Here is a 16,140-nt window from a genome sequence, read left to right on the forward strand (position 1 = left end):
AAATGTACGTCCTGACACCTTAGAATCAGTGACTGCAAACCTAACTCTCCGGAGAACTGGCGAATGAAGAAACACATAGTGGTCCTGCTGTTGTCCGTGGTTCCCGTTTTTGCACAAAATAAGAAGCCCACCAACCTTCGCGACGTGCTGCTCGCAGAACTCAAATCAACCCACAACAGCGAAGAGTGGTTCGTGCCGGCGAACATCGCCGTGAAGGGCCTCACGGCGGAGCAGGCCAAATGGACCGACGGCAAGGGAAACCACTCGGTCGGGCAGCTTGCCTATCACCTCGTGTTCTGGAATCGGCAGAGCCTGGCGAAACTGAAAGGTGAGAAGCCGGAGAAGTTCAGCGGCAACAACGATGACACCTTCAATAACTTCGACGAGAAGAGCTGGAACGATGTGGTGCAACAACTCGATCAAGTCCTGGCCGATTTGGAAAAATGGGTTGAGACCGCCGATGAAGCCAAAGTAAAGGAAAACGCCCAGTTATTTACTCACATCAGCACGCATAATGCGTACCACATCGGCCAGATCATCTACGTGCGCAAAGAACAAGGCTCCTGGGACCCAAAGAACGGAGTGAAATAGACACTTGAAGTAAATCTTGTGAGCTTCAAGCGAGTTGCGGCGTTGTACGACGTCCATGGCAATCTGCCTGCGCTGGAGGCAGTGCTGGACGAGCTTCGCCGCGAGGACGTGGACCAGATTGTCATCGGAGGAGATGTATTTCCTGGACCAATGGCCATCGAGGCGTTCGCACGAGTTCGGAGCCTTGAACAACCAACCGAGTTTATTTTCGGGAATTGCGAAGCAGCCCTCCTCACCGCATGCGAAGGCAGGGACCCGGGACGAATGCCAGAGTCGGCAAAAATGTCGATGCGCTGGTGTGCAGCCCAGATCAGCGCGTCGGACGAGCACGTATTGCGTTCATGGCCGCGAACGCTTACCGAGAACATCGAGGGCCTGGGGGAAGTTCTCTTTTGCCATGGGACGCCACGAAATGAAAACGAGATTTTCACTCGTCTTACTCCCGAAAGTGCGGTGTTACCGGCGTTCGCCGGAGTGGAAGCAGGAGTAGTAGTCTGCGGCCACACGCACATGCAGTTCGATCGCACGATAGGTAACGTTCGCGTACTGAATGCGGGCAGCGTAGGCATGCCCTTCGGAAAAACAGGTGCAGACTGGTTGCTGCTCGGACCCGGCGTCGAGCTACGCCATACCGACTACGACCTGCCGCGAGCCGCGGCGCGCGTACGTGGCACTGCCTATCCTGAGGCAGAGGAGTTTGCAGCGAAGTACGTGCTGAGTTCCCCCAGCGAAGCTTCGATGTTGGAGCTATTTACTCAGCATGGAATGAGCTGAAATCGTGGAATCCAGAGCGGGAATTTCCTTCGATGTTTGAACCCGTGCATGGTTCGACCCCCGCCATAGCAGGCAAAAGAATCGCCAATCCTCTCGCGCAAATCTGGTCAGGCGCGATGATGCTCGAACATCTTGGCGAGGGGGCTGCCTTAGAGATAGAAAAGGCTATCGAAACCGTGATTGCAGCGAGTGAACCAAAGACTCCAGATCTGGGTGGAAATGCAACAACGCAGGACTTGGGAAGCGCAATTCTTGCCGAGGTCGCTCACGCAAAGGGCGCTACAGACGCGGGTGCTCTCAGATAGATCTAGACAACCTTGCCGTGCTGATTTGCACGTCCTCAATTTGGACAAAGAAAAACGGCGTCTCACGACGCCGTTAACGAAGTTTGACAGGTTCAGGCCACCCGTCGCAAATTCGACGACGTGTCGCCTCTTCCTCGCCCTCGGCCGGTAATCGCTCTGAATATTGCTGTGAGGATCACGGCTCCAATCACGGCTACGATGATGGTGTAGATCATGCCGCCTTGCGCGGAAAATCCGATCGCACGCATGATCCAGCCTCCAATAACCCCGCCAATGATTCCCAAAATGATATCGCCGAGCGCGCCATAACCTGCGCCGCGCATGATTTTGCCCGTAATCCAGCCGGCGATGAGACCGACTATGATCCACCAAATTACCCCGTGCATTCTGTGTTCCTCCCTGGAAAGCTTTTGAGGGTTAGATGGGTTGAGCGAATGCGAGGATGACAGGCAAGCTTCTGAGCTGCTGAGCTTCTAAGCTCCTAAGCTTCGAGAATCGGTGCACCATCAATGAAGATGCCTGTAAAAACACCATGCAGCGCCAGTGTTGTTGCACTATGAAGGGAGAGGACTAACGTGCTTACAAGGTTAGGAGCTGAGCAGCTTAGAAGCTTAGGAGCTCTTCTTCATTTCATCCCACACACGCCAGAACTGTTGCATCTCGTTCGGCTTCCCGAAAGACACGCGGACGAAGTTATCCATGAGCGGAAATTTTCGTCCTACTAAGATTCCGTTCTGCTTGAAGTAGCTGTTCACTGCGTGGGCAGGACGTCCAGCATCAATCATTGCGAAGTTTGCGTAAGAGGGAATAGCTTTCAGATTCCGTCGTGAGGCTTGCGCAAAAAATTCCTGTCGGTCAGCTGTATTACGACGAACTGCGGTCTGCATTTCGTCCGTATCTTCAAGAGCAGCGAGTCCGGCCTGAGCTGCTGCCATGTTGACATTGTCCTGAGTTTGGAAGCGACGCAAGCGTTCCGCGGTTTCGATCGAAGTCACGCCGTACCCAAGGCGCATGCCCGCCATGCCATACACCTTCGAGAACGTCCGCGCGACGATCAGGCGCGGATTGTCGATTGGCTGATCGAGAAACGAACTGTACTCAGGGGCGCCGACTGCGAAATGATGATATGCCTCGTCAATGAGAATGTACGTGTTCTCCGGCAGTTTAGAGATAAAGGTATCGAGATCTTTGCGTGGAGTGAGACTCGCCGTGGGATTGTTGGGATTACACACATGCACCAACGATGGCGCGCTCTGCGCCTGGGACAGCATCGCATCAATATCGTTGGCGTAGCTGCTCGTCAGCGGAATCTTTACGACCTCTGCGCCCGCTGCATCGGCGTAGGAAGCGATCGCCTCGAACGTCGGCCACCCAGTAATAAGTCTCTTACCGGGTCCGAGGAACGCAGCCGCGGAGACTCGCAGAATTTCTGTCGATCCGCAACCTGTCACTACCTGCTGCGGCTTGATCTTGTGCAGATCGGCGATAGCCCATACCAGCGCATCGTAATCGAAATCAGGATAGCGATTTGCCCAACCGAGCGCCTGCTGCATTACGGCGACGGTCTTCGGCAGAGGTCCGTAAGCGTTCTCGTTGCTGTTCAGCAGAATGGCATTCGCACGCGCAGCTCCGAGTGCCGTTTTGGCGCCAACCGCCTGGGCATGTCGCGAGGGCTCGAAGGCGTTGAGCGCGGATGGTAACGACCCGAGCGCAGCGCCAGCCGCAGCGCCAAATCCGAGCGAGTGGAGAAATCGCCGACGCGTAATCATCGAAAGCCGTTCCGGACAGGACAAAGAACCAACAACTTACGACCAAGGCCGTTCACGAGCTTTGACGGTCCTGTGTGCGCCATCCTAAACCACGCAGGATTGTAGCGCCGTTATAGCAGTGCGGTCGATGGAAGCTTTAGCCGACTTTGGAAACCAGATGGGGCAGGCGCTCCCTCAGCCCCGTGGGCGAATCGAACGTGACTCGCTTCAGAACTGCATCTGCTAACTGTAGATAATGATTTTGCGAGCCTTCCGGAGGGGAAGATGTCATTTTCCAAAGCGGCTGCGGCCTCATTTTTCGCCGCGCTAGAGAGGTGGGAAGATTAGCGGTGTCGATCCAGAGCCTCGGAGTCCTTTGTTTCTGGAGGGGCTTCACTGCAGCATGCGTCTTCCTCTTGGCCATTGGACCTGGTATGCCCGGAGAACTCCCACGGCATCCCAAGTGCGATGCCCCAGGAGCGACTCTGGTTGGACATCTTTCATGACAAACCTGTGGAAAAACTCCGGCTTGAGTAGCATCGGAAAGCCTTCCAAGGCCGGTGGCAGCGCGCAAGCAAGGGGCCTGCATGAATAAGCAAATCGAGTTTGCGCTGTTCGTGGTCGTTGGCATCGTCTTCTATTCGGCTGTACGCCTGATGTTTACCCGCAAAGACAAAGGCAAATTGGGCGACTATGCTCCGCTCGATCCCAGGCTCGAACGCCGATTCGACCACGCATTCGCCGGTTCCTCGCGCGCCGCACGAGAAGCCGATCTGGCACCCGTCTCCGACCACCTCGGACGCGTGCGGGTGACCCAGTTCAACTTCGAGCACTTCGACGCCGCTCCCGGGCCTCCTGATCCTGATTGCTTCGCCGACGAATTGATCATCGAGCTTTACGACTCGGCTTCAGACTTTCGCTGGACAGTGACTTACGTCGTGGCTACGCCCGCCGGTATTCGCAAACGTATGGATGATGAGCAGTGGAATTTCCTGTACGCCACCGAGATCTTCATTGTGCGCACGTACAATCTGGAAACGATTCGGCGTGCGGTCTACGGAAGGATTCGGGAGATTCATGACCAGGTCGCCCTCGATCCCGAGGAGCCTCCCACCTACACGCGGTAAAGCTGGAATGTACCAAACCAGCAACTAACCACTCCTCACAAATCCACTGGGATGCCCTGCCTGCGGTGCTATGTTTTAGTTGCTCTGTCGGTTCCGTCGCTTCGTCTTTCGATGGAACAAAACTCGAAGCTCGTCCGCCTCTTCGCCGTACTGAGGACCATTGCCGACATCGGCCCCGTGGCGACGTCGGAGCGGGAGTTTTCCGATTCGGTCCGGCAAATCCTGGAGCGAGTCGCAATCGCGTTCGACGCCGAGCAGGCGGCGATCCTGCTGCTCGACGGCAACTTCACCAAGCTTACCTGCGTTGCCGCTCACGGATTTCCATCGCTGAGTCCCAATTCGGTACTGCCGCTCCTTGGAGCGCAGCCGCAAAACTGGCAGCAGGCGCGCGGGCCGCGTGCTCCCATTCGCCCGCAGGACATACAAGAGTTCTTCGGTTCTCAGGACCTTCCTTTCCTCTCTTCAATTCAATGCGTGGCGCCATTGCGCGTGAACACAGGCCCGGTGGGCATGCTCGTGCTGGGCGCGCGTTTAGGACGCGAGTCGTACGGCGCACCCGACATCGAATGCCTCGACATGCTCGCGCCACATCTGGCGCTAGTGTTGCACAACCATTCTCTGGCTGAGTCTCTCCGGCATCAGATCGCGGACAATCTGCGCTTGCTCAGCTCGCTTCATCATTCCTACGACGATGCTCTCGAAGCGTTCGCAACTACGATTGATTGCAAGGATCAGTACCTGCGTGGACATTCGGTACACGTCGCCCGCTTCGCTGCCGGGATTGCCGGCACGCTAGGCATGAATGAAGAAGAAGTGGCGGGAATCCGCGCTGCGGGTCATCTGCACGACATCGGCAAAGTAACCGTCGACAAGCAATTCTTCTCGAAGGCCTCGACACTGCGTCCTGAAGAATTTCGCGCAATCGCCGACCATACCGTGATGGGACATCAGATCGTCTCGTCCGTGCGTTTCCCGTGGCCACAAGTGCCCGAGGTGGTGCGCTGGCATCACGAGCGCGCCGACGGTTCCGGATACCCCGATCGCCTGCACAACGACGAGCTTCCGCTTTCGGTCCGCATCGTCGCGGTCGCGGATACGTTTGACGCCATGACCAGTGATCGTCCGTATCGGGCGTCGAGTTCGGTGGCGAGCGTCTGTCATGAGCTGGTTCGATTGTCGCCGACGAAGTTTGATTCTAGCGTAGTTCAGGCCCTGCTCGTGCATTTGCGGCGCGATGTGGAAGGCAAAAGCGAGACCCGCTTGTTGCCGCCGCAGCGTACAACGCAGATTACGACTGCGGATCTCGATCGGTTGTCATGCGATTTGGTCGGCAGATTGACGGGGCATCGCGCGTATTCGGCGTAAGGTCGGAGTCGCCGCCTAATTTGTCGAAGTTTTGCAGGATCAGATTTTTGGATTTGTTTGGCATGACGTTGCTCATGCCTTTTTCATAACTGGGAAACTTTGTACTCGATCGAAGAAATTTGTGACGCGATGATTGCCACCGGCACGGCGGCCGCGTTCTGCCGTACTGAGCAGGAATTTCTTCTTTGCGCTTTGCAGGCCGCTGGAGATCTTCTCGAAGTGGGCTGCTGCGCTTTCTATGCCACTCCGGGCTCGCCTTTCGATCATGTTGGCACTGTGCGCGTAAATCAGCGCGCCGGGAATGAACTGCAGATTCCCGATGCTCTGCCGCCCGCCTTCGCCGATCATGTGCGGCGCCAATCAGGACGAATCATCGTCTCGCGTGATTGGGACGCGCTCAGCACCATCCTTCCCAATTTCGACTTTGCGAGTTCGGCGTCGCTGTGGGTAAGCGTCGAGAACGAAGATCGCATCTTCGGCACCCTTGCTTTTTTCGATCACTGCTCGCGTCGCTTCGAGCGCACGCAGCAGAAGATTGCCGACTTGGTCGCAAACGTCGTCAAGCTCGGGCTCGAATCGCAGGTCGGACGCGACGCCATGCGCAGCAATGAAGCGGCTGCATATCACGAGTTTTCGAAATTGGTTGGCGGCATCGCGCGAGATTTGATCAACCCGTTGGCCGCAATCTTCGGCTACATCGAGTTACTCAAAGCGGAAACAATCGAGGGGCGCTCCACTCATCTGGTCGCGCGCATGGAAGAGCAGATTGAAAAAGCCAGGCGCGTGATCGCGGCGCTCTCCACCGTATCGGGACAACCGAGGTTCGCGCGTGTCGAAGCTCCAATCGCCGCTCCCAAGACGGAACTTACGCGTCCACGGCCTCTGCTCGTAAAGCGGCCTGAGACAGCCGAAGCCGCTCCGGTGTGGCAGCCGAACCCGTCTGAATCCGGCAGCTCGCGCATTCTGCTGATTCAGCGCAGCGAAGCCGTGCTGGAGTTTGAACGTTCGGTGTTGAGTGCATTGGGAGCAGAGATCGTCCCGGCACTCACCGCGAACGATGCCATTGATTTGCTTCGTACGAAGAAGATGGACGCTGTGATTCTCGACGAAGAGCTCGAAGAAAATTTCTCCAGCAAGCGCATGGTTTCATGGATTCGCGAGCATCGCCCCGAACTCGCCGATCGTATGCTGCTGACGGTATCGCGAAAACCGAACGCCGAAACTCGCGAAATTCTCGAAACCGCCATGTTGCCCCACGTCACCAAGCCGCTCGAAGTGCTCGAACTCTTTTCTCGAGCGCAGCAGGTTCTGCAGGCCAACCGAAACCCACAGATGCTGCAGTAGCCGCTGACGTTCGGTGCCGCATAAATATCATGAGTCTTAGTCCTTAGCTCTCTCATGAGAGTCTCATCCCTTCTAAACGCCTGGTCGGTCCGATTGTGCGGAGTGAGGCGAGTCATGATCGAGACACCCATTCCCTACCGCGAACGGTACCGAACTTGCGTCTTCTTAGTAAAATAAATTCGCGTTATGCCCACCGCATCAGAATCCATCGCACAACTACTTCAGGAATACACGACTAAAGCGAAACTTTCGATCGCCGCAGTTGAATCAGGAACCGATTTCACGGGAGCGCCGACGGCAAAATTGCAGCTGAAGTCTGCGACCGGAGTGACGCAGACCATCGAAACCAGTGAGCGCCTCGGCGCGGAGATCGAGCAGAAGCCCGCTCTCGGCGAAGAACTCGCCTCTTACTTCAAAACGTTGGCGAAGCGCATGTCCTCGCCGCGTCCTGATGTTTTCCTGACCCTGCACGGCCTGCCACTGTCGATGCAGCAGTTCACTTGGCCGTACCATCGCTCCACCTCAGGAGCAGATTCCTTCATCCTCCACGGAGTGGTTCAACTGGCTGAGCCGGGCAGTCCTCTTCACGCGAAGATCGCCGCCAGCCTGACCGTGACTTTCGCCGAAGTCCTTCCCACTTTGGAACAACCCTATGCCGAAGCCGTGACCTTCAATGCCATACGGAAGACGTTGGATCTCGGTCAACTGGAGCTGCTCAAGAGCGGCAATCGCCAGCCTGTGCCGGTGAGCACGCGCTATTACAGCTTCCGCCAGCAGCGCTTCATCTTCAGCGAGACTAGCGAAACCAAGCGCAACGAATTTCTCTGCTGCAAGGTCTATTGGATCAGCGCGCGTTTGGGTGAGCGTCAGCCGGCATGGATAGCCGATCCATTTGACGCCCAATACCTTGACTGCTCGATCGAAGATCTACGTGCTCGCGCGCGTGACCTGGCAAACCAGGGATGGCTCACGCTGGATGCCTCCGGCGAATATGCTGCCGCAACCGACAAATTAGCGGCCCAGTCAGGAGTGTTTGCGAAGCAGATGGAATCATCCCTTGCCCTGCTGAAGCCGAAGTTCAATGAGACCATGCGCAGCGGGCACACAAACATGTGACAGGGGTTAACACGAAGGTTACAAAGTTCGAAAAAGAAAGGTCACGAATAATTGCACATCGTGACCTTTCCTTTTTTAACCTTCGTGACCTTCGTGTTAACCCCGGATTTTACGCGGCGTCTTCTTTGCGGCGATTCTGGAACTCCTCGCACACGCTGCAACGACCTACAATCTTCGGCCGCTGGCGGCGCAGATTTTCTTCAAAGCGAGCCCAGCGCTGTCCCTGGCTGGCATCCGGATAGTTCGGCAGGCGGCCTTGCGTAGTCTGCGTTTCTTCTCCGCCGACGGTTGGATAGCTCGGCAGATCCGCATCATGTACGTTCCCCCGATGATGTGTTCGCCCTTCTACGTCTTCTGCATTAAAGATCGCATCGCCTTCAATGGTTTCTTCCACGACTTCCGAACGTGGATGATCGATGCGGTCATCGCCGCGATGAACGATATCTCTGGGACGAGCGTTTGTAACCACCTCGGTGGCCAGTCCCGACGAGCTGCCTGAAAGATTTGCGTTTTGCGCGGCCTCGGGCTTTGCGGGCATGTCTTTAATATCGCCGCGATCCGCATCGATCGCGTCGGGAACGAAGGTTAGACGTTCGTCGTCCGCGTTTCGGCCTACGCCTATCGGAGTAGTGTCCATCAGTCCGCTCTGGCGATGATGAATCGGGCTCTTGTATCCCGAAACGGGCTGACCAGTGCGCGTCGTGGGAGCGGGGCCTTCTGCCGGAAGGGTGTCGGGAACGAGGATGTTGGTGCCTCCAGCCTGATGCATCACCCCGCCGGTCTCCTCAAGTCCGGAGGCTTTGCGATAGTCGCCCTCGTATTCCTCCCAGTGCTTTTCATCGCGTAGATTGCTCTCGTCGTATGCAGGCAGAGTTTCGATCTGCTTCCTCGAGAGGTCCGTGAGGTACTCGTCTTCCTTGTTGCTGCGAGCGCGGATGCGTTCAGGCGCAACGAGAAAGTGCTTGCTCGTCAGCCAGCCGCCGGTGTCGACGACCACATATCGCAATTGGCCGGTTGAGTGATCAAAGATCACATCGTCGATTTTACCGAGCTTCTCGTTGTCGCGTCCGTACAAAGCGGCGCCGCGAATGTCATCGGCCTGATTGTCAAAACGGAAGTCGCGCAGAGTCCCCACGTGAGACATGCCAGTGCTCCTGAAATGAAGATGACCGGAGTAGCAGAAGAGAAACTCCGGCAATAGTTGTGATGCGACGTAGTCGGCAGGGGAGGCCGAACATTGGGTGATCGGGCCATCGGGTCATCGGGTGATCTAAAAACCATTGCTTTTCCGGCCCGCTTTTCTGACGGTTCGCGGCTCACAACTCTTAACTGACAGTGGTTTCACTTCACCCGATCGCCCGATCACCCGATTCCTAGTGCGCTCTTCTGATGCTCTGGCGGAAATCGCTGCCTTGCATATCAACTTTGCGGCACATCTCGTGCAAACGGGACCGCATACGTTCGCCAATGCGGTCGCCGAGAGTTTCGTCGCGAGCGACGCGCCCTAAGGCGCTTCTCGCTTCAGTCGCGGCAGGCGGGAGGTCAGCAAAGTTCGAGGTGATTATGGTGGTTCGCTTATCGTTATAGCGGGTGTTAAGGATGTGGCTCACAGTGTCCCACACCCACTCTGTCGGCTTGACTGCGCCGAGTTCGTCGAGAACGAGCACCTCGGTCTCAAAGACCGGTTTGAGAATTTCCAGCTCCGTGGTTTGGACGCTTGCGTTATAGGAATTCTGTATCTCCTTCAGCAGCTCGCGATAGTCGTAAAAGAGACAGGAGGCATTCTTTTGAACCACCAACTCCCGCAGAATGCCAACAGCAAGATGCGTTTTGCCAACGCCGATTGGCCCCAGCAGCATCAGGCCAGTATTCTCCAGCGGATACTCCTCGACAAATCGATTCGCCTGGAACAGGGCGCCCGGGAGAGTCCGATCTGCTCCGGGGAAATCCGAGTCGAAGTTCGAGAGCGTGCAATGCTCGTAGCGCGCCGGAATGCGCGCCTTTTTCAGCAGCCGCTCTGACCAGTTGCCGACCCGGCACTCGCAGCGCGTAACACTTTGCGGCTTTGTGGAAGTCGCAGGGATGGTCCTCCACCCAGATCCGCCGCACTGAGGACAAGTTTCTACCGACACAGGGACTCGTTTTGAAGAAACTAACTGCTCCGCTCAGGAGAGCAGCCGGAACTTCATCATAGGGTAGAGCCGCGAAGTGAACAACCGGCTCCACGTTGGCTCTGCTACAGTTTCAAGCAGCATGGAACAACTCCACGGATTTGCCATCAACTCCGCGCCCGCAAACATCGACCTCAAGCGTGACCTTCCTCCCGGATTTCTCGATTTCTATCTTCCCCTGCATGCGCGCTTTGCTCCGCGGCAACGGGAGCTCGTAGCCAGGCGCAAGCGAGTACTCGCTGAGTCGCACGCGGGCAAGCTGCCGAATCATCTTCCTGAGTCGGAAGCGACAACCAGTAAATGGAGTATCACGGTTCCAGATTGGTGCCAGGACCAGCGCAATCAGATGACCGGCCCTGCGGATGACGCCGAGTTGGTGGTGAAGATGCTCAACTCAGGAGCCCCCGGCGTGATGCTCGATCTCGAAGACTCCATGGCGAACTTCTGGGATCATCTCGAGCTCGGAATCAAGAACATTCATTCGGCGCTCCGAGGCGAGCTGAGTTACTTCGATAAGAAGCGCAACAAGGAGGTGACGATTGCCCCGAGTAAGACGGTGATCTTCACACGCGCGCGCGGGCTTCATCTTTCGCAGCATCTACCCGGACTGATGTCGGGAGGTAAGCAGGATTCGGACCAGCGCCGAAAAGCCGAGTTTTCCGGCCCCGATGCGGCCGAGAACCAAAGCCACGACCTGACCTCCGCCTCGCTCTACGATGTTTGCCGCATCGCCTTCGAAGTCGACGCAGCCAAGCTCCGGCATCCGCTTTCTTTTTATATTCCCAAATCGGAATCGGCGGAAGAGGCCCTCTGGTGGAACGAGCTCTTCAATGAGATCGAGAGCCGGCGCGGATGGCAGCATGGCTACATCAAATGCATGGCGCTCGTCGAGTCACATCCGCTCGCTTTCCAGATGGAAGAGTTTCTTTACAATCTGCGCGACCACATGCTCGGGCTGAATCTTGGGCGCTGGGATTACATGGCTTCGCTGATCCATTTCAATCTCAGCGATTCGGAGTGGATCCTTCCCGACCGCAACACGATTCCACATGACGTACCGTTCTTCCAGAATCTGCGCGATTTGCTGGTTTCGATCTGCCACGGCCGAGGTGCGCTTGCCATCGGTGGCATGACCGCGTTGTATCCTGATCGCACCAACCCTGAATTAAACGCCCGTGCACTTTCAGTTCTGGAAAAAGATAAAAAGAACGAGGCCGACCGTGGCTTCGACGGAGCCTGGACGGGACATCCTGATCAAAACCAGATTGCGGTCGAACAATTCCCATTTCCGAACCAGATCAAGACACACAAAGCTGTAGGCGAACGCTATCCCAACCTCCGGCCCAAACCAACCAATGTGGGCAAGCGAACGTTGGCCGGAACTCGTGCTGCTGTGCGGACGGTGATTCGCTATCGCAATGGCGTTCTCAACGGTAGGGGAGCCAGCCTGCTGGACGGATACATGGAGGATCTCGCCACCGATCGCATCTATCGACTAATGATCGCGCAACGCGTGCAGCATCGCGACCGCGTGCAGATCGCTGATGATGACGGAAAGTCGGTGAAGCACACGCCGGAGTTGATCACGCGCCTCTTCGACGAGGAGTTAGCGAAGCTCGTCGATGCTCTTCCGTCCGGTGATCCCCAATCCGCTACGTTCCGCCGTGCACGCAAAATTGCCGAATCGATGATCGTGAACGGCGAGATCGATCCGATTTAGATCGCGATTCCGTGGAGCCGGACGCCCTCGGGCGGGTGTTCCGGGCATGAAAGGTTCTCTAATCAGCAAACAGAGTGGTTCGCATCCGCGAAAACCCGGGCGAGGGCGCCCGGCTCCACGTCAGCTATGGCGAAGTCAGGATGGTGCCGTAAGGATCTACCACCAGCCGTTTCGTTCCTGCAGGCACGGTCAATGAAAATTGCGTTTCGCTGCCATCTGCAAACACGCGCGAGACGAATCGCAGATCGCCTTTTTGCAGTTCCGCATAGACAGGCACTGCGGTCACCAACTCCTCCGGCGCATCCTTCTGCAGGATGTTTCCCGTTGCGCGCACGCCGGCAGCATGTCGGTTGAAGCGGACATTTGTCAATTGGTAATGCGGCATCGCAGTGCCGTTCACCCATCCATCGAAGAACCAGTCGAGTTTAGGTTTGCCTTCGTAATAGAGCGATTTCGGCAGCACGCGCTCGAATGCGCGCTGCATGTCGAGCGTGCTCATCTGGGAGCCAGCGTAATCGTGCTGCAGCTCATGGAGAACGGAGAAGAAGAGATCGTCGGATCCGCTGCTGCCGCGGATGCGGGTGCCGTCGCGCAGGAATTCGCGCAACATGTGGATCAGCCAGGCGCCGCGTCCATAAGCAACCAGGTCCCAACCCTGTGGAAACGCGGAGGAGTTCAAGCGATGACCAAGTGTCACCGGCCCGGCCTCCCGATTTGGTTTTCCTTCCGGGTTTTTGTCATTAAGCCGCGTACGGTAATATTCCAGCACCTCGCGGAAGTCCTTTGGATAGTCTCGCTCAAAACTCAAGAGCGCACAGTAGTTCGACAGAGCCTCGGAAATCCATTTATCCCGATACGTAGACCAGTAGACTGAATCGCCCCACCACTGATGCGCGGTCTCGTGCGGCACCATAAGTCGATCGAAGAGCACGCGATCGAAATCCGAGTTGGCCGCCGCTCCACGCTCCTGCTGCGGCACAAATACGTAGCTGGAAAGAAAGATGAGCCCTGGCCAGCCCTGGCTGAGATCGCCAGGCATTTGCGTAAGAGAAAGACTGCTGAAGGGAAATGGGCCAATGCGCGGACTCAAGTAGTCGATCGCGGCAGCCGCTTCCGTCGCGGCGATCTCTCCGGCGGGTTTTGGTTTGGGAAGCGGGACCTGCACGGTGTGAGGATGATCGCCTCGACGAGGAGGAATGATGGGTTCCACTACCGTCTGTGTAGCGGTTGGGAAACTCCTCTCAACTCCTGGTGCAGCGAAGCTCTCCACTTTAACGTTGCCCGCCATGACCTCCGATGCCTGGTAATGTCCCAAATTGAATCCAGCAACTGGAATGGGGTGCTCAGAAACCCACTGGGAAACGTTGTCTCCTTCAACGACTTGCTGCGAGATCCGCTTGCCTGTCGCCACCAGCGTCCACTCCTGCGGATAGCGAAACTCCAGATCGAACATCGCCATATTGAGTCCCAGATTAGGAAACCAGTTCCCTCGCGAGCCGACGTAGAGGAGTCCTCCGCCGGCATCGGCCAGCACGGAACCGGAGTAGAGGAAGCGCAGCTTGAATCGTTGACCCTTCTGCGGAGCTGCCGGGAGGACAACCGCGACGTAATCGTTTCCTTCGCGCGAGATGTGCGAACCTTCAACGGCCTCGTTTTGCAGAAATTGAACCGCATGTCCATCAGTTGTCACCGACGAGACCTTCAGCGCGCGAGAGAGTTCGAAGAGCACAGCGCGCGTGTTTGGCTGCAAGGTCTCCAGCTCGACTTCGGCATCGCCGTCGAGTGATTCCGGAGGATGGACGTTCACTTTTACGTGGAAGGATTTTGGTACCCACGGCAGCCCTGCGGTCGCCGATGGCTCTTCGTCCCTATGGGAACGCGACACGAATGATGTCCAGACGTTATAAAAAGGCCTTCCGCCGGGAGCGTATGTCACCTGTCCCACGGCGATTTGCTCCGGAGCGGCCTCGTCATAGAAAACATCGAAGGTGCCGCGCGACACGCCAACTACCCGCGCGTGAAGAAATCTATCCTGGTGACCACCAACTGGCGTGTTCATGTACGCAAGAAGCAGGCGCAGAGCGTCGGTGCGGGCAAGTTCCTTGGCGGCAGCGTTGGCTTTATCGACGATCTCCGGGTTGTCCTCTTTGCGCAGCGCGGGATCGAGGTCTTGAAGAAATCGATCATCAAAGAAGCGAAAGTAAGCCGAGGTAAATTTTTCTTCGAGAACGCCAGTATTCAGGAAGAGTCCAATCGACGCGCGTTCGCTTCGATCCGGTGGAATCACCAGCACCTCTCCATCGCCCACGAAGAAGACAGCATTCACGTGGCCGGCGACTTCTTCTCCGACGATGATCCAGCCATCGTTCAGCGCGAAGTGCAGATCTTCGCGATCAAATGTTGCGTCGCGCACGTGATACACCTTGGCGATGTCGAGTCCCGAATCCCACAGATTGCGGTATAGATTGGAGGCCGAATTTGCCCCGGGTACCTGCGCTCCTGCTGCGCAGATGGCCAGGAGCGCAGTTGCGAGCACGCACACAACGCGATTGCAGGCCATGAACTTCGGATTCGGGTGTGTTACCAAGGTCAGTTCCTTCGCAGTGGCGCTGTGCTGAACCGCGAATTCAGCTTGCTAGAATCTGCGCTGTGCGTCCCCTGTTTGCCATCCTGCTTGCGCTCTCGTGTGCCGCTACGGCCGACACGATCTATCTGAAGAATGGACGCACCATTCTGGCTGACGCCGCAAGACAAAAAGGGGAGCGAGTGGAGTATGACATCGGCGACGACACTTACGCTATCCCCTCCTCCACCGTCGATCACATAGAAGCAGGGGCCGGCGTTCCCGGAGCATCCTCCGCGAGCGTAAACATCGCCGCGCCGAGAGTTGCTTCGGGGAACCTGAAGCATACCGACGGGCAAATCACTCCTGAGCGCCTCGCTCAAATCGAGCGGAGCGGCAACAAAGAAGAGTTGATAGCCGCGCTCATCACACTAGGAATTCAGGAGCAGCAGCAAAGCAAATTTGATGATGCCCGCGCTCATCTGGAGCGCGCTGTCAGCCTGGCGCCAGAAAACGGCGAGGCATCCGCCATTTATGCGTGGGCACTGCTCAAGCAGGATCAGGCGACTCAGGCGCAGAGCTATGGCGAAGATGCCGTACGCAAGAATCCGGATTCCGGCTTCGCGCACAAAATTCTTGGGATGATCTATTACAAGCTCGATCGCCTTCGCGAATCAGTAGACGAGCTGACCAAAGCCAAGGAACTCGATCCCAACGATAAGGAAGCCGAGAACTACCTCAAGACAATCACGCGGCAGGCGAAGGCAGAAGCTGATTTCCGCAGCGAGGCCAGCACGCACTTCAACATGCGTTACGAAGGCGAGATGGCAACGCCCAAGCTGCGCCAGGAGATTCTGCTCACGCTGGAGCGCCATTTCGGCGACCTCGTTTCGACCATGGGTCTGCTGCCTCGCGACCCGATCATCGTCGTTCTATACACCAACCAAACATATTTCGACGTTACCCTCGCTCCTGCGTGGACTGCCGCGCTGAATGATGGCAAGCTGCGAATTCCAGTCGAAGGGCTCACCGGTGTCACGCCCGAACTTTCGCGCGTGCTCAAGCACGAACTGGCGCACTCATTCATTCGTCAGGCGACGAACGGCCATTGCCCCGTCTGGTTGAACGAAGGTTTCGCGCAGTTAGTGGAACCGCAATCTGCCGCTCGCTATCGGATGCAGCTCGCAAAGTTGTTCGATGATGGCAAACAAGCTCCTTTGCAAGCCCTCGAAGGCAGCTTCATCGGCTACGACTCGAATCGCGCCGCCGTGGCTTACGTCGAATCACTCGCCTACGTGGAATACATCCGCGACACG

At 56.8% G+C, this 16,140-nt stretch carries 14 protein-coding genes; 9 read left to right on the top strand and 5 right to left on the bottom strand.

The window, feature by feature from the left end; translation table 11 throughout:
* Positions 1-63: 63 nt before the first annotated feature.
* From VFU50_17500 to VFU50_17510, 3 genes are read left to right on the top strand one after another with little or no spacing between them, the layout of a single operon-like run.
* Positions 64-591, top strand: coding sequence for a DinB family protein (locus VFU50_17500; protein HEU5234660.1), 528 nt, complete (start codon positions 64-66; stop codon positions 589-591).
* A gap of 18 nt (positions 592-609) precedes the next feature.
* Positions 610-1,365 carry a metallophosphoesterase family protein gene (locus VFU50_17505; protein HEU5234661.1) on the top strand — a complete coding sequence of 252 codons (756 nt, stop codon included), beginning with the start codon at positions 610-612 and terminating at the stop codon, positions 1,363-1,365.
* 32 nt (positions 1,366-1,397) lie between these two features.
* Positions 1,398-1,670 (top strand): isocitrate/isopropylmalate family dehydrogenase, encoded by a 273-nt coding sequence (locus VFU50_17510; protein ID HEU5234662.1) that lies wholly within the window; start codon positions 1,398-1,400, stop codon positions 1,668-1,670.
* A gap of 92 nt (positions 1,671-1,762) precedes the next feature.
* On the opposite strand, the gene VFU50_17515 is transcribed toward VFU50_17510, so the two are convergent.
* On the bottom strand, positions 1,763-2,056 hold the full coding sequence (locus VFU50_17515) for a GlsB/YeaQ/YmgE family stress response membrane protein (protein ID HEU5234663.1): 294 nt from the start codon (positions 2,054-2,056) through the stop codon (positions 1,763-1,765).
* Between the two features lie 225 nt (positions 2,057-2,281).
* Positions 2,282-3,439: a histidinol-phosphate transaminase gene (locus VFU50_17520; GenBank protein ID HEU5234664.1), complete on the bottom strand. Its 1,158-nt coding sequence runs from the start codon at positions 3,437-3,439 to the stop codon at positions 2,282-2,284.
* A gap of 566 nt (positions 3,440-4,005) precedes the next feature.
* On the opposite strand from VFU50_17520, the gene VFU50_17525 reads away from it, so the two are divergent.
* The 4 genes from VFU50_17525 to VFU50_17540 all read left to right on the top strand — a co-directional run bounded on the left by VFU50_17525 (position 4,006) and on the right by VFU50_17540 (position 8,370).
* On the top strand, positions 4,006-4,545 hold the full coding sequence (locus VFU50_17525; protein ID HEU5234665.1) for a hypothetical protein: 540 nt from the start codon (positions 4,006-4,008) through the stop codon (positions 4,543-4,545).
* A gap of 111 nt (positions 4,546-4,656) precedes the next feature.
* Complete coding sequence (locus tag VFU50_17530) at positions 4,657-5,910, top strand: HD domain-containing phosphohydrolase (GenBank protein HEU5234666.1); 1,254 nt, start codon at positions 4,657-4,659, stop codon at positions 5,908-5,910.
* Between the two features lie 129 nt (positions 5,911-6,039).
* Positions 6,040-7,254, top strand: a complete 1,215-nt coding sequence (locus tag VFU50_17535) for a hypothetical protein (protein ID HEU5234667.1) — start codon at positions 6,040-6,042, stop codon at positions 7,252-7,254.
* Between the two features lie 186 nt (positions 7,255-7,440).
* The gene (locus tag VFU50_17540) at positions 7,441-8,370 is read left to right on the top strand and encodes a hypothetical protein (GenBank protein ID HEU5234668.1); all 930 of its coding nucleotides are present in this window, start codon (positions 7,441-7,443) and stop codon (positions 8,368-8,370) included.
* 109 nt (positions 8,371-8,479) lie between these two features.
* Here VFU50_17540 and VFU50_17545 read toward each other — a convergent pair whose 3' ends face one another.
* Both VFU50_17545 and VFU50_17550 read right to left on the bottom strand, forming a co-directional pair.
* Positions 8,480-9,514 carry a PRC-barrel domain-containing protein gene (locus VFU50_17545; protein ID HEU5234669.1) on the bottom strand — a complete coding sequence of 345 codons (1,035 nt, stop codon included), beginning with the start codon at positions 9,512-9,514 and terminating at the stop codon, positions 8,480-8,482.
* Positions 9,515-9,743: 229 nt separating this feature from the next.
* Positions 9,744-10,502, bottom strand: coding sequence for an ATP-binding protein (locus tag VFU50_17550; protein ID HEU5234670.1), 759 nt, complete (start codon positions 10,500-10,502; stop codon positions 9,744-9,746).
* 76 nt (positions 10,503-10,578) lie between these two features.
* Between VFU50_17550 and VFU50_17555 the strand changes: the two genes are divergently transcribed.
* The gene (locus VFU50_17555; protein ID HEU5234671.1) at positions 10,579-12,261 is read left to right on the top strand and encodes a hypothetical protein; all 1,683 of its coding nucleotides are present in this window, start codon (positions 10,579-10,581) and stop codon (positions 12,259-12,261) included.
* 124 nt (positions 12,262-12,385) lie between these two features.
* Here the strand turns inward: VFU50_17555 and VFU50_17560 are convergent, their stop codons facing one another.
* Entirely contained in the window at positions 12,386-14,821 is a 2,436-nt protein-coding gene (locus tag VFU50_17560; protein ID HEU5234672.1) for a M1 family aminopeptidase, read from the bottom strand.
* Positions 14,822-14,910: 89 nt separating this feature from the next.
* Between VFU50_17560 and VFU50_17565 the strand changes: the two genes are divergently transcribed.
* On the top strand, positions 14,911-16,140 hold a 1,230-nt coding region (locus VFU50_17565; protein HEU5234673.1), incomplete at its 3' end, for a tetratricopeptide repeat protein.

The sequence above is a fragment of the Terriglobales bacterium genome (assembly GCA_035764005.1).
GTDB lineage: Bacteria > Acidobacteriota > Terriglobia > Terriglobales > Acidobacteriaceae > Gp1-AA112.

What these genes read in the sequence shown, in the direction of transcription:
- VFU50_17540 (HEU5234668.1), top strand. Translation starts at nt 7,441, where the DNA reads ATGCCCACCGCATCAGAATCCATCGCACAACTACTTCAGGAATACACG.
- VFU50_17510 (HEU5234662.1), top strand. Translation starts at nt 1,398, where the DNA reads ATGTTTGAACCCGTGCATGGTTCGACCCCCGCCATAGCAGGCAAAAGA.
- VFU50_17500 (HEU5234660.1), top strand. Translation starts at nt 64, where the DNA reads ATGAAGAAACACATAGTGGTCCTGCTGTTGTCCGTGGTTCCCGTTTTT.
- VFU50_17560 (HEU5234672.1), bottom strand. Translation starts at nt 14,821, where the DNA reads ATGGCCTGCAATCGCGTTGTGTGCGTGCTCGCAACTGCGCTCCTGGCC.
- VFU50_17525 (HEU5234665.1), top strand. Translation starts at nt 4,006, where the DNA reads ATGAATAAGCAAATCGAGTTTGCGCTGTTCGTGGTCGTTGGCATCGTC.
- VFU50_17530 (HEU5234666.1), top strand. Translation starts at nt 4,657, where the DNA reads ATGGAACAAAACTCGAAGCTCGTCCGCCTCTTCGCCGTACTGAGGACC.
- VFU50_17545 (HEU5234669.1), bottom strand. Translation starts at nt 9,514, where the DNA reads ATGTCTCACGTGGGGACTCTGCGCGACTTCCGTTTTGACAATCAGGCC.
- VFU50_17515 (HEU5234663.1), bottom strand. Translation starts at nt 2,056, where the DNA reads ATGCACGGGGTAATTTGGTGGATCATAGTCGGTCTCATCGCCGGCTGG.
- VFU50_17520 (HEU5234664.1), bottom strand. Translation starts at nt 3,439, where the DNA reads ATGATTACGCGTCGGCGATTTCTCCACTCGCTCGGATTTGGCGCTGCG.
- VFU50_17535 (HEU5234667.1), top strand. Translation starts at nt 6,040, where the DNA reads ATGATTGCCACCGGCACGGCGGCCGCGTTCTGCCGTACTGAGCAGGAA.